The organism is Chishuiella changwenlii, from assembly GCF_900142565.1.
GTDB classification, from domain to species: Bacteria; Bacteroidota; Bacteroidia; order Flavobacteriales; family Weeksellaceae; genus Empedobacter; species Empedobacter changwenlii.
In genome coordinates this window covers 293,697-305,184 of the sequence record NZ_FRBH01000007.1, presented here as the reverse complement: position 1 = coordinate 305,184, position 11,488 = coordinate 293,697, and the positions used below count along the sequence as shown (strand labels likewise).

Sequence of the window (11,488 nt, the reverse complement as noted above, 5' to 3'; positions counted from 1 at the left end):
ATTGTTCTTTGTTAAACTATCATACCAATTTATTATTCAGACTATTAAAAGCATTTAATAAAAAATGAAAGCTATTATTTACTAAAGCCATCCTATAACATAAATTAAAACTATAAGATAATTTTAATCTTAGTTATGAAAAAAATCTACCTACCTATTCTATTATTCATATTCGTAATACTTTTCCTATTACCTATAATTAGAATACCCATTACATCTTCCTCTCGTGGGATTGTACGTTCCTACACAGAAAATACAAAACTAACATCTGTAGTTAACGGAAGAATTATAAAAACTTCTCTTTCTCAAAATAATCAAATTGTTAATAAAGGAGATACACTTTTAGTTGTAACTGCAGAACAATTAGAAACACAAAAAAACTTACAGAATAATCAAGCGTCAGATTATCATGCTCAATTAGCTGATCTAAATAAACTGGTAATGGGAAATTACTCCTCATTGCAAACAGGACAATATCAACGAGAACTTTCTGCAATGAACGAAAAAATTGCGCAAATAAATGCACAATTAAAATTAGCTGAAAAAGATTTTAATCGAACAAAAAAATTATTTGAACAAGATATTTTTTCACAAGCTGAATATGATAAAAATTTATTTAATGTTGAAAATTTAAGACGACAAATAGCAACAATTAAAGAAGAACAAACTGCACAATGGCAAGCTCAAAAAAGAGAGATTGAACGTCAAATTCGTTCATTAAATGCAGAGTCTACAAGAATACATCAAGAATCAAAAAATTATATTGTAACAGCTCCTATGAATGGTAGGTTAGTTAACTTTTCTGGTATACAAAAAGGAAACTATATAATTCAAGGACAAGAGATAGGAAGTATTTCTCCCGATGAGTCTCTTATTATAGAAACTTATGTATCACCTAAAGATATTGGTTTTATTCATATTAATCAGCTCGTTAAAATACAAATGGATACTTATAATTACAATCAATGGGGTTTGTTAACAGGGAAAGTAATACAAGTAGATCAGAATATAACTGTAGATCAACAAACAGGAAATACTTTTTTTAGAGTGCTTTGCTCAATGGACAAGAATTATCTTCAACTAAAAAACGGTTATAAGGGAAATATTGAAAAGGGAATGACTTTAACCACACGCTTCCACTTAATAGACCGCACATTATGGCAACTTTTATTTGATAGAGTTGATAATTGGTTCAATCCGAGATTAAAAGAATAAAATACAACTAAACCAACAACTTATGAAAAAAGCAACTCTTGTTAAGCAACATGATTATAAGGATTGTGGTGCAGCTTGTTTAGCTTCTATTTGTGCACATTACGGGAGATTAATTCCTATTGCTAGAGTAAGACAAATATGTCATACTGATACAAGAGGAACCAATGTTTTAGGAATGATTCAGGGATTAAACGAACTTGGATTTAATGCCAAAGGCGTAAAAGGAGATATTTCTGCAATTCCTCAAATTCCTTTACCTGCCATTGCACATATTGTTGTAAATGGAACAATGCATCATTATGTAGTCATTTATAAAGTTCAGAAAGAGATTATATCTGTTATGGATCCAGGGACAGGAAAAATAGAGACTTATAGCTTAGAAGAATTCTCAAAAATATGGACTGGTGTTTTAATTCTTTTAGAACCAAATGAATATTTTGAACAACGAAATGAAAAAACAAGCATATATACTCGTTTTTGGCATCTAATACAACCGCATAAAACAGTTTTAATACAAGCATTACTAGGTGCAATAGTTTACACTTTACTTGGTTTATCTAGCTCTATTTATATTGAAAAAATAACAGATTATGTTTTAATAGATGGTAACACACGCTTATTAAACATCTTATCTATAGGAATGATTATCATTCTTATTTTTCAGATATACATTGGTTCTATGAAAAGTGTTTTAATGGTACATACAGGACAGAAAATTGATAAACATTTAATTTTAGGATACTATAAACATCTTTTAGATTTACCACAACGTTTTTTTGATACGATGAAAATTGGGGAAATTACCTCAAGAATAAATGATGCTGTAAAAATTAGAAGCTTTATTAACGATGCTTCAATTCAAATTTTTGTCAACATTTTTACAATAATTTTCTCTTTTGCTTTAATGTTTACCTACTATTGGAAACTCGCTTTAATTATCGCAATTGTTATTCCTTTCTATTTTATAATATATTGGATTACCAATAAACTGAATAAAAAAGTAGAACGTCAATTAATGGAGGATTCTGCGGACTTAGAGTCTCATTTAGTAGAATCCATTAATTCAGTTAGAACAATAAAGCAATTTGGTTTAGAAACATTTGAAAATAATAAAACAGATAATTTATTTTCAAAACTTTTAAAAACCATTTATAAGTCTATACTTAATTCTTTATTTTCTGGAAGTTCTACAGAATTTTTATCTAGAATTTTCACCATTATATTACTTTGGGTTGGATCTAGTTATGTTATCGATCAAACCATTACTCCTGGTGAATTATTGTCATTTTATGCTCTAATTGGTTATTTCACTTCTCCTGTAACAGAGTTAATAGGCTTAAATAAAACTGTTCAAAATGCAGTTATTGCAGCAGATCGTTTATTCGAAATAATGGATTTAGAAAGAGAAGAAATGACTGATAAATTCGAATTAACACGAGAAAATATTGGAGATATATCATTCAAAAATATAGAGTTTAGCTACGGAAGTAGAGTCGATGTTTTTAAAGACTTTAGTTGTTTTATTCCGAAAGGAAAAACAACTGCTATTGTAGGTGAAAGTGGATCTGGAAAAACAACTATAGCAGCATTATTACAAAATTTATATCCTCTGAAAAGTGGAAAAATAACTATTGGAAGTTATGATTTAAATTACATTTCGAATTATTCTCTTCGAAATTTAGTTTCTACCGTTGCCCAACAAATCGATTTATTTTCAGGAAATGTAATAGAAAATATTGCTTTAGGTGAAGATTTCCCAGATGTTCAACGAATTTTAGACATTTCAAAGTCGATTGGTATTTTAGAATTTATAGAAAATTTACCTAATGGATTTCAAACACATTTAGGTGAAAATGGAGCAATGCTATCTGGAGGTCAAAAGCAACGTATTGCAATTGCAAGAGCTCTATACAAAGACCCAGAAATATTAATTTTAGATGAAGCTACCTCAGCCTTAGATACAGAATCAGAACAAATTATTCAAAAAACTTTAATTGACTTTAAGAATAAAGGAAGAACAATGATAATTATTGCTCATCGATTAAGTACAATTGCTTTTGCTGATAATATTCTAGTATTAGAAAAAGGAAATTTAATTGAAGAAGGAAGTCACGAAGAACTGATTAAGGTTGATGGTAAATATGCTTCACTTTGGAAGAAACAAACATTAAGCATCAATTAATTATGTTAAGATTACTTATTTGTTGTTACTTTTTGACTTGTTCTTTTTTAAGTGCGCAAACATGGACTTTAAAAGACTGCGTAGAATATGCTTTAAAAAGCAATATTGATGTAAAAAAGAATAATATAGAACAACATATTAAACAAAAAGATGTAGAAATTAATAAAAGGGAGCGACTACCAAATGTTGCTGCCTCAAATACGAGCACATTTTCTTTTGGGCAACAGCAAGATATTTTTGGAACCAATAGAAGAAATGATAATTTAAATGCTTCAACTTCTATCTCTTCTGAATTTATTCTTTACAATCATAAACTAATTGATAAGAATGTAAAAAAATCAATTTATGAAACTGATGTTTCTTTCTACAAAGGAGAAACTTTTAAACAACAATTATCTATTAAAATTATTGAACATTATCTCTCTGTATTATTAAACAAAGAAATAGAGAAAGTTAATTATAATAATATGCTGTATGCTCAAGATATTTTTAAAAAAGTAGAAAAATCTCAAAAGGTTGGAGTAAGTTCTAAAAAGGATTTAAAAGAAGCTGAAGCAGAATTCATAAAAGAGAATTTTAATTATACAAAGGCAAAATTAGAAAAAAAAAAATCTATTCAAGCACTTACTCAAACGCTACAAATAGATTATTCAGACAATTTTGAAGTTGTGCCAATAGATGACGATATAAATATTCAATTAATCGATTTTGAGGAAATTATTCGCAAAGTAAAAGAGGATAATCCATCTATAAATCAATCAAAGTTGAATATCAATATTGAAGTGTTAAATAAAGAGATTATAAAAACAAGACAATATCCTAAATTATCTTTTAATGCAGGAGTAGGATCTTTTTATTTTAATTCTTTTGTAAATCAATCAATGAACAGAAATTTTTTAAAACAAAATTTAGATAATTTCACACAGCAATTAGCATTTAATCTTACCATTCCTATATACAGTAAAGGAATTATAAAAAATCAGATTGAACAAGCTGATATGAATCGTTTATATGCACAAGAATCTTATAAATTACAAACTCTAACTATCGAACAAGAACTTCGGAATATATTTTTGAATATTGAATTGTTTTATGAAACTTATCTCGCTTCAAAAAAATTGGTAGAAACTAGCCAAGTAACGCATGATTATGGTGTCATAAGTTTTGATGCGGGAGTGTCTACTATATATGATTTAAATATTTTACGAAATAATTTAAAACAAGCTGAAGCAGAATTAATAAAAGCTAAATATAGTTATTCATTTAATTTAGAGTTACTTAATATTTATTTAGGAAAACAATAAAAAAAGCGTCTCAAATGAGACGCTTTTTTTATATATGCTTTTTTAATTCGTTTACTAAATATTCTTTTGGTTTAGCACCACTCTCTTTCCAAAGTAATTGGCTATTTTTAAAAATAGCAAAAGTAGGAACACTTTGTACTTGGTATTTCGCAGCTAAATCTCTATACTTATCTATATCTACTTTTAATATTTTAACTTCATCTCCCAATTCTTCTTTTACTTGTTGTAAAATTGGTCCCATCATTTGACATGGTCCACACCATGTCGCAAAAAAGTCTAACAATATAGGTTGTTCCGAATCTATTATTTCTTCAAATGTCATGGTCTTTTGTTCTTGGTTAACTGAATTATTTTTCTTGAATAAATTTTTAAACATGGTCTTTTATATTCTCATCTAAAGATATAAAAAAAGCACTTCCGAAGAAGTGCTTCATAATTAGTTTTACCTAACTACTAACCTAACCTATGAAAAATTTACTCTACCGTTAGTGCTACTAACACTTTATATAAAGCAAAATAAATACCAAGTTTAATTAGTTGATAACGTTAAGTTTACATTTAACAATATTTAAGACAGAATACTATCTAGTGTTAAAAATTTAACTATAATTCTGTCACAAATTTTGGGTTAACTGACTTAATTTCATTTAGTACTGTCATTATTTCTTCTTTTGTAGAGTTATCTTCTAAACGCTTTAATTGTTTAGAATTTAGTCCTATCATTTGTAGAAAAATAACTTTACCATGCGGTGTATCTATTTCGTCTAAATCATCATCTTTTACAAAAGCAATTCCTACAATATCTGTATCAGAATCTGCACGGATTGGGCCTCCTAATGGTAAAAATTGATATTCCTCGAACCAAACTTTCGTTTCATTGACAAATCTTCCTAAGTTATTCATTAATTGAATTACCCAAAAAGGATCTTCACCTTCATCTTCTTTTACAGGTTTTACACGAAAGGAGAATTCAAATCCCCATTTGCTAAATTCTGCACCAGCACTTTCTTCTGAATAATATAAATGAGACATACCGTAACTTACTAAATGGTGATAACCATTTACATCAAAAACGGCAACACCATCAATTGGTTCCTCTCCACCTTGGAAAGACATCACTTGCGGTGAATAAAATCTTGGTTCCAAGTTACCATATACTTGTTTTAAGCGTTTTTCTATAGATAATGCTCCAACAGCTTGGTCTTTTTTATATTGTTCTTTATATTCTTCTATATTCATTTTACAAATATAGTGATTAAGGAAGTTTAAGACATAAGACTTGAGGATGTTGTGATGTTATGTTTTTATGTCTTTTAGTTTTTAAGCTAAATCAATATCTAATATCTAATATCTAATATCTAATATCTAATATCTAATATCTAATATCTAATATCTAATAATAAAAAAAGAGAGTTTCTAATTAAGAAACTCTCTTTGTAGTAGCGAGGACCGGACTCGAACCGATGACCTTCGGGTTATGAGCCCGACGAGCTACCTACTGCTCCACCTCGCGATTTAGTAGCGAGAACAGGACTCGAACCTGTGACCTTCGGGTTATGAGCCCGACGAGCTACCTACTGCTCCATCTCGCGTTATTGGATTGCAAATATACAAACTATTTTTAATCTACAAAATATTTTTTCATTTTTTTTATTAATCACCCAATTTTACTCTAATTGGAGGGTTTTTCTCAATAAAATCAATGACGTGTTCAGCATTGTCTGTTAAAAACAACAATTCTTTATACGGTTTACCTATCGCTAATTGATGCAAAACAGAATAAATTGATGTGTCTTCAACGTATCTTTTTTTACTTAAAAAAACCATTGGACTATAATAACCTGATGTTCCATAATGGTTTTGTGCAGCTTCCTGAAAAATTTCTTGGGTTGTTCCCGCACTTCCAGGTGCATAAACCAATCCAAATAAACTTATTGTTAATAACATATCCTCTCTTATACTGTTCGAGAAATATTTTGCAATATGTGTTGCAAATAAGTTACTTGGCTCATGTCCATAAAACCATGTCGGAATTGCTAAACTTTCTTGCCCATTAGGATAAATTTCTAAAACTCTTTTTGCATTTGTAATATAATTCGTAGCTAAATATTCGGTCTTATTTTCATCAGTGAAATCTAATTCAGATAAAATAAAAATAGCTTTCATTAAATCTTCATCAGAATAATTTGCCATGTAAGCACCTAAGTTTGCCGCTTCCATAATACCAGGTCCTCCACCAGAAACAACATAATATCCTTTTTCTGTTGCTCTTTTTGCTGCCAGTGCTGTCTCATTATAAAATACGGAATTTCTTGCAGTAGAATGTCCTCCCATAAAGCCTACGACTTTCTTCTTTGTCATTCCTAATTCATCATACTCTAAAATACGACGTAAACCATCATCAATAGACAAATCGTGTAAACGTTGTGCCATTGCTTCCGAAACAGATGGGTTATACTTATGTTTTACAAAATGTTTATAGATTTCTAAGTCTTTACTTTTATCAACAACTGGACTATATCCTTCCATCAATTCTTCCCAAGTATATAGTTTTCCTCTATATGGATTATAGGGTATATCTGAAAATTTAGGATAAACAAAAGCTCCTCTTTCTATTAAATGTATAGCTTCTCCTTGTTTAAATTTACACCCTAAAAAAGTTGTATTACATAAATTATATTCTTCCCAATTAATATTTTCTTTGATGAAATTAACGTCTTGAATGACTTTATTGGTTAAATCGGTTGTTTGAGAAATTAATTCTTTCCATTCACTTAAATTATGAATTAAATCTTTGATTGGTTTTATCTTCATTTTTATTTCTGCTTAGCAAAATTTATAAGATTTGAATTTACACGATTTATTCTAAATGAACGAATTCATTTTAATTAATCTCAAAAATTTCATTTTTCTAAATTATATTTGCACTTTATTAGAGCTCATTACTTTGGGGAATCGTGTGAAATTCACGAACTGTCGCGCAACTGTAAATCATATATTATGATAAGTCAGATTACCATTCTTGAGTTATTATTCACCTTTTAGCTTTCGCGAAAAAAGCAAAAAAATTATAAGTTATGAAACCATCAAACAACCACAAAAAACATTATCGACTGAATAATTTTGAAATGCAACGTGTAAAAATATGATAATGGAAGTGGAAAAAACAACAAGAGAAGAATTGATTGATAAACGCATTAATGATTCGGAAACAAGAGTTTCTAAAGCCGTTTTTCCTGGTGATACTAACCATCACAATACGATGTTTGGTGGAGCTGTAATGTACTTAATGGATGAAGTTGCTTTTATGACAGCAACTCGTTTCTGTCGTAAACCAATTGTTACTGTAAGTAGTGATAAAATTGATTTTAAACACGCTATTCCTGCTGGTACCTTGGTAGAGTTTGTGGGTAGAGTTGTTCGTGTAGGACGCACAAGTTTAGATGTACAAGTTGATGTTTACATAGAAAGTATGTACAGAGATGGAATAGACAAAGCTATTTCTGGAACGTTTACACTAGTAGCGATTAACGAAAACAAGCGCCCAGTTCCTGTTATTGATTAGTAATTGATAAAAAATTATACGAATAAAGCCTGCTAAAAGCAGGCTTTATTTATTTTTATATTTGGAAAAAGTTAGATGATACTACCATCAAATTTTCCTGATTTTATTTTCTTGTCTAATTCTGCTTGTATATCTTCTAAAACTGGACGAACAGTAGATTCTGGTATATCAGAAACTCGGATATACATTAAACCATCAATTGCATCATTAAATTTTGGATCAACATTAAATGCAATTACTTTCGCATTCTGTTTAATATACTTTTTAATTAAAACTGGTAAACGTAATACGTTTGGTTCTAATTCATCAATTAATTTATCAAATTTATTTAAGTCAGCTTCAGATTCATCAAAGATAAATTCTTTATCCTCTTCTTTTAATTTCACTTTAAATTCATTTTTTGCACGAACATATTGTGCAACCGTAGAATCATAATAATGAGATTTCATAAACTCAATCATTAACGATTTAGAAAAATCTGAAAATTGATTACTGATACTTACTCCTCCAATAATAAATTTTTGATGTGGATTTCTTAATGTAATATGTACAATTCCTCTCCATAATAAGAATAAAGGCATTGGTTTTTGCTGGTACTCTGATGTAACAAAAGCACGCCCCATTTCGATACACTTTTTAAAGAAAGGATGAATTTCTGGATCAAAGTTGAATAATTCATTCACATAAAAACCATTAATTCCATATTTTTCAAAAACCTCAGCACCGATTGCCATACGGTAAGCACCAACAATTTTAGAAGCATCTTTATCCCATAAAAATAAATGGTGATAATGATTATCAAAACGATCTAAATCTATTTCATCATTTGTTCCTTCACCAATTTCTCTAAACGTAATCTCTCGTAAACGACCTATCTCTCTTAAAATATTAGGTATACTTTCTGCTTTTGCAAAAAAGCATTCGTAATTATTATTTGTAAATAATAGGGCATCCTCATCTTTATGTAATCCTTGAATATCATTTAAAATTAAATCCAAAGAAGTTTCAGCTACAATTGGTTTTACTTTTTTGTTTGATGATGATAAACTTGGTAAAGTAGGCATTTTTAATTCGATATTCGATGGGTTTTTTAAGACCTCTGTAAAGCTTCTTTTCTTATTATAATAAGAAGAAAGCATATACGTTTTCTTTCTTAAAAAAGCAGTATAATCATTAATATCACAATGTTCGTCTTGTTGTTTTTGTAGAACTGGTTTACCAATACGGATTTGTATTGCTCGTGTTCTTTTTTTCATCATTTCAGATGGCAATAATGCTGTCTGAAAATCTGGATGAAGTTTTGCTAAACGGTAAAATACATTACTGTTTCTAGCTCTAAAAAACATAGGTACAACAGGAACTTTTGCTTTCTTTATTAACTTCATTGCTGTTTCTTGCCATTCTCTGTCGATAATATTTCTATCATCGTCACGATAAGAAACTTCTCCAGCAGGAAAAATACCCAAACATCCTCCAGAACGTAATAGTTGTAACGTTTCACGCATTCCAGTAAGACTATTATAAGCATCTTTTCGTGTTTCGAAAGGATTAACTGGAATAATCATTGGCTCTAATGGTTTTATTTTTTGTAATAAAAAATTTCCCATTATCTTAAAATCTGGACGAATCTTAGACATAAAATGCATCATAATAATTCCGTCCAATGCACCAAGAGGATGATTAGAAACTATTACAAAAGGACCTTCTTTCGGAATACGTTTTAAATCTTCTTCATGGATTTCATAATCCACTCCAAGGTCATCAATTAAATAATCCAAGAAAGGTTCACATGCTAAATCTTTCCCTCCATTGTATAGTTTATTCAATTGATCGATACTGAAAGCTTTTTTCAGTGCCCAAGCAATAGGCTTACCAAAAATTCCTATTTTTGAAAGTCCTGAAGCTGTATATATATCCTGTGTAGTAACTAAACTCATCTAAGCTTTAACAACAATTTGTAATGTTTCACGTACTGTTTGACGTAAAAGTTCTTTTTCAGTTGGAACAACTTTATCAGAGTTGTCATCAAAATGGCGAATTGTATACAATAAAACATCGTTTTCTTCTTGTACTTTATAGGCTTCGTTCATATCGGCAACAAACTTATCTAAGTTGTTGTATTTATCTTCTAGACATAAAGATAATGAAATTGCAGAATTTTGCATTAAATTAACTTTTATCTGATAATCATATAATTGATTAAATATCCCACTTAATTTATCTTCTGTTATAAAAGAAAAATCTTTACTTGATAATCGCACCAAATGTTGTTCTCTTTTTAAGATAAAACAAGGTACTTCTGGGCTTAATGCTTCCCCTTTGGCAACTTCTGTTCCGTTCTCTGTTGGATTGATAAAAGATTTCACAAAAAATGGAATTTCTTTTTGTTGTAAAGGTTGTAAAGTTTTTGGGTGAATAACAGAAGCTCCGTAATAAGCTAACTCTATTGCTTCTTCATAAGAAATATGATTTAACAATTGTGTTTCTTCAAAATAACGTGGATCTGCATTTAAAACACCAGGTACATCTTTCCAAATCGTCATACTTTCTGCATTAAAACAGTAAGCGAATATTGCAGCTGAATAATCTGATCCTTCTCTACCTAATGTTGTTGTGAAAAAATTAGAATCAGACCCTAAGAAACCTTGTGTAATAAATAACCCTTTTGGTGATATTTTTTTAATATTTTGTTCCGTTAAAGACCAATTTACTTTCCCCTCACGGTAAGTATCATCTGTCTTAATATAATCACGTACGTCTAACCAATCATTTTTAATGTTGATTGAATTAAGATACATACTGATTATTTTTGTAGAAATTAATTCTCCACAACAAACAACTTGATCATAAACATAACTGTAGTTTGGCGATTTATTTCTTCTTAAGAATGATACGATATCATCAAAAAATTGAGAAATCTCGTTTGATACATCTGTAGGATTCTCAAACAACTCTTTCGCCAAAGTAATATGTTGTTCTTTTACACCACTAATTGTCTTTTCGAAATCTTCATTTTCAAAATAGCGTTTGACTACTTCTTCCAATGCATTTGTTGTCTTGCCCATAGCAGAAACAATTACACATGTATTCTCGTAACCAACAGATTGTAATAAATCTGCTACATTTCTAACGCCAGCGGCATCTTTTACTGATGCTCCACCAAATTTGAAAACTTTCATTTCTTATAAAAATTTTTTTGTAAATAATAACTTGCAAATATAA

At 29.5% G+C, this 11,488-nt stretch carries 9 protein-coding genes, 2 tRNA genes and 1 riboswitch; of the genes, 4 read left to right on the top strand and 7 right to left on the bottom strand.

Annotated features, from left to right (window positions below):
- Nucleotides 1-135 precede the first annotated feature (135 nt).
- Genes BUA86_RS10625 through BUA86_RS10615 form a run of 3 tightly spaced genes read left to right on the top strand, consistent with a single transcriptional unit; the run spans nt 136 to nt 4,701 of the window.
- Nucleotides 136-1,215 (top strand): HlyD family secretion protein, encoded by a 1,080-nt coding sequence (locus BUA86_RS10625; protein ID WP_072932515.1) that lies wholly within the window; start codon nt 136-138, stop codon nt 1,213-1,215.
- A gap of 22 nt (nt 1,216-1,237) precedes the next feature.
- Nucleotides 1,238-3,397: a peptidase domain-containing ABC transporter gene (locus tag BUA86_RS10620; RefSeq protein WP_072932513.1), complete on the top strand. Its 2,160-nt coding sequence runs from the start codon at nt 1,238-1,240 to the stop codon at nt 3,395-3,397.
- A gap of 2 nt (nt 3,398-3,399) precedes the next feature.
- Nucleotides 3,400-4,701, top strand: coding sequence for a TolC family protein (locus BUA86_RS10615; RefSeq protein WP_072932511.1), 1,302 nt, complete (start codon nt 3,400-3,402; stop codon nt 4,699-4,701).
- Nucleotides 4,702-4,729: 28 nt separating this feature from the next.
- Here BUA86_RS10615 and trxA read toward each other — a convergent pair whose 3' ends face one another.
- The 5 genes from trxA to BUA86_RS10590 form a co-directional block, all read right to left on the bottom strand.
- Nucleotides 4,730-5,077, bottom strand: a complete 348-nt coding sequence (gene trxA, locus BUA86_RS10610; RefSeq protein WP_072932510.1) for a thioredoxin — start codon at nt 5,075-5,077, stop codon at nt 4,730-4,732.
- Nucleotides 5,078-5,304: 227 nt separating this feature from the next.
- Nucleotides 5,305-5,940: a suppressor of fused domain protein gene (locus BUA86_RS10605; RefSeq protein WP_072932508.1), complete on the bottom strand. Its 636-nt coding sequence runs from the start codon at nt 5,938-5,940 to the stop codon at nt 5,305-5,307.
- A gap of 201 nt (nt 5,941-6,141) precedes the next feature.
- Nucleotides 6,142-6,214, bottom strand: a tRNA-Met gene (locus tag BUA86_RS10600).
- 6 nt (nt 6,215-6,220) lie between these two features.
- Nucleotides 6,221-6,293, bottom strand: a tRNA-Met gene (locus BUA86_RS10595).
- Nucleotides 6,294-6,354: 61 nt separating this feature from the next.
- The gene (locus tag BUA86_RS10590) at nt 6,355-7,515 is read right to left on the bottom strand and encodes an LOG family protein (protein WP_072932506.1); all 1,161 of its coding nucleotides are present in this window, start codon (nt 7,513-7,515) and stop codon (nt 6,355-6,357) included.
- Between the two features lie 112 nt (nt 7,516-7,627).
- Nucleotides 7,628-7,773, top strand: a riboswitch (adenosylcobalamin (AdoCbl) riboswitch).
- Between the two features lie 79 nt (nt 7,774-7,852).
- Here BUA86_RS10590 and BUA86_RS10585 point away from each other — a divergent pair.
- Nucleotides 7,853-8,266 carry an acyl-CoA thioesterase gene (locus BUA86_RS10585; protein ID WP_072932505.1) on the top strand — a complete coding sequence of 138 codons (414 nt, stop codon included), beginning with the start codon at nt 7,853-7,855 and terminating at the stop codon, nt 8,264-8,266.
- A gap of 71 nt (nt 8,267-8,337) precedes the next feature.
- On the opposite strand, the gene BUA86_RS10580 is transcribed toward BUA86_RS10585, so the two are convergent.
- Both BUA86_RS10580 and BUA86_RS10575 read right to left on the bottom strand, forming a co-directional pair.
- Nucleotides 8,338-10,203, bottom strand: coding sequence for a GNAT family N-acyltransferase (locus BUA86_RS10580; protein WP_072932503.1), 1,866 nt, complete (start codon nt 10,201-10,203; stop codon nt 8,338-8,340).
- On the bottom strand, nt 10,204-11,445 hold the full coding sequence (locus BUA86_RS10575) for an aspartate kinase (protein WP_072932502.1): 1,242 nt from the start codon (nt 11,443-11,445) through the stop codon (nt 10,204-10,206).
- Between the last annotated feature and the right edge of the window lie 43 nt (nt 11,446-11,488).

What these genes read in the sequence shown, in the direction of transcription:
- BUA86_RS10625 (WP_072932515.1), top strand. Translation starts at nt 136, where the DNA reads ATGAAAAAAATCTACCTACCTATTCTATTATTCATATTCGTAATACTT.
- BUA86_RS10620 (WP_072932513.1), top strand. Translation starts at nt 1,238, where the DNA reads ATGAAAAAAGCAACTCTTGTTAAGCAACATGATTATAAGGATTGTGGT.
- BUA86_RS10615 (WP_072932511.1), top strand. Translation starts at nt 3,400, where the DNA reads ATGTTAAGATTACTTATTTGTTGTTACTTTTTGACTTGTTCTTTTTTA.
- trxA (WP_072932510.1), bottom strand. Translation starts at nt 5,077, where the DNA reads ATGTTTAAAAATTTATTCAAGAAAAATAATTCAGTTAACCAAGAACAA.
- BUA86_RS10605 (WP_072932508.1), bottom strand. Translation starts at nt 5,940, where the DNA reads ATGAATATAGAAGAATATAAAGAACAATATAAAAAAGACCAAGCTGTT.
- BUA86_RS10590 (WP_072932506.1), bottom strand. Translation starts at nt 7,515, where the DNA reads ATGAAGATAAAACCAATCAAAGATTTAATTCATAATTTAAGTGAATGG.
- BUA86_RS10585 (WP_072932505.1), top strand. Translation starts at nt 7,853, where the DNA reads ATGGAAGTGGAAAAAACAACAAGAGAAGAATTGATTGATAAACGCATT.
- BUA86_RS10580 (WP_072932503.1), bottom strand. Translation starts at nt 10,203, where the DNA reads ATGAGTTTAGTTACTACACAGGATATATATACAGCTTCAGGACTTTCA.
- BUA86_RS10575 (WP_072932502.1), bottom strand. Translation starts at nt 11,445, where the DNA reads ATGAAAGTTTTCAAATTTGGTGGAGCATCAGTAAAAGATGCCGCTGGC.